Below are 1,430 nucleotides of genomic sequence, written 5' to 3'. Positions count from 1 at the left end.
GGTGCCCTCCGTCAACCGGAGTTTCTCATGCCAGGCGGGGGTCGCCTGGGCGAGCCACTGGGCGGCTTTGAGCAGGGTCGGGGCCAGGGCGCGTAGGTGGACTCTCCTATGTCTGTCAAGTAGGTAGCGGCAAGGCGCGGGCTGCGTTCAGGTGCCGGTAGATCTGTCTGGCGAGGTAGCGCTTGAGGCAGCGTCGGATCTCTTTCGTGGTGCGTCCTTCAGTGCGGCGTCGCTGAACGTACTCGCGGGTGGCGGGGTCGTGGGTCATACGGGTGATGGTCGCGATGTGCAGGGCGCGGTTCAGGCGTCTGTCGCCGCCCCTGTTGAGTCGGTGGCGGACCGTGTTGCCTGACGATGCGGGAATCGGGTTCGCGCCGGCCAGGCAGGCGAAGGCAGCCTCTGAGCGCACCCGGCCGTGGTGCGACCAGGCGGTCAGGCAGACCGCTGCGGTGATCGGCCCGACTCCGGTCTTGTCCAGCAGCCTGGCCGCGGGGGTGGCGCGTACCAGGGTGTCGATCGAATCGTGGTTGGTGGCGAGCTCTTCGTCGAGAGCGACGATCCGCCTGGCCAGACGCACCGCCTCGGCGCGGGAGGTCGCGGCGGCCAGCGGCTCCTCGCGGGTGCGCCAGCGGGAGATCTCGACGATCTGCCGGTTGCTCAGCGGGCGTCGGGCCTCAGCGCCGAGGTCCACAGCCCGCACGAGCGCGGTGAGCGCGTTGACGGCCGCGGTGCGTTCGCCGGTCATGTGGTCTCTGGCAGCGACCAGCACCCGCAGTGCGGCGCGTTCACCCTCACCGCGGCGCGGGTGCCTCAGTTGGTTCTCCTCCAGTGGCAAAGCGGCCTCGGCGATCCTGCGCGCGTCCAAGGGGTCGGACTTGCCGACCCCGCGGTGGGCGCGGGCGTTCATGCGCGGCGCCTCCAGGACCTCGTATCCGGCCCCGGCCACGGCACGGGTGAGCTGGGCGCCGTAGGTGGCGGTGCCCTCGATCACCCACAGGGTGGCAAGGTCGCCGCCGGTGCGGCGGGCGGCCCAGGCGATCGCGCGGGCCATGCCCGCCTTGCTCGTGGGGAATCGGGCCGAGTCGACCTGCTGCCCGGTGGCGGTCAGGACCGCCAGGACGTGGTTGCGGGCGTGGGTGTCCACGCCGATGACGAACGGGTGGTTGTGCGCGACGATGCTCACGGCGGTCGGAAGTCCTTCCTGATCCAGGAACACGGTCCGGCCGCACGCGGCCGGCGCCGGCCTGGGGGAAGTCACTTCGGGGCAGCACTGTGACGGGCCACGACTCGACGGTCGGGCAATCTCCTGATCAGGACACCGAGGTGGGCCAGGGCGGCGCCGGCCGCTCCGGCTCCAGGACGGACAAGTCCACCGAAGGGCACCCAGGCAGGGCCAGCGATTGTATGAGTCACAACCTGGGCCGGAGCGA

General features: G+C 71.0%; 1 protein-coding gene. It reads right to left on the bottom strand.

The window, feature by feature from the left end:
• Nucleotides 1-115: 115 nt before the first annotated feature.
• A complete protein-coding gene (locus AC0T5L_RS27090; protein WP_476168328.1) occupies nucleotides 116-1,183 on the bottom strand; it encodes an IS110 family RNA-guided transposase in 1,068 nt (355 codons plus the stop codon).
• Nucleotides 1,184-1,430: the final 247 nt, after the last annotated feature.

The sequence above is a fragment of the Nocardiopsis sp. TRM 82005 genome (assembly GCF_056312425.1).
The sequence above is the reverse complement of the archived record's forward strand: the minus strand, read 5'-3'. Positions and strand labels throughout refer to the sequence as shown.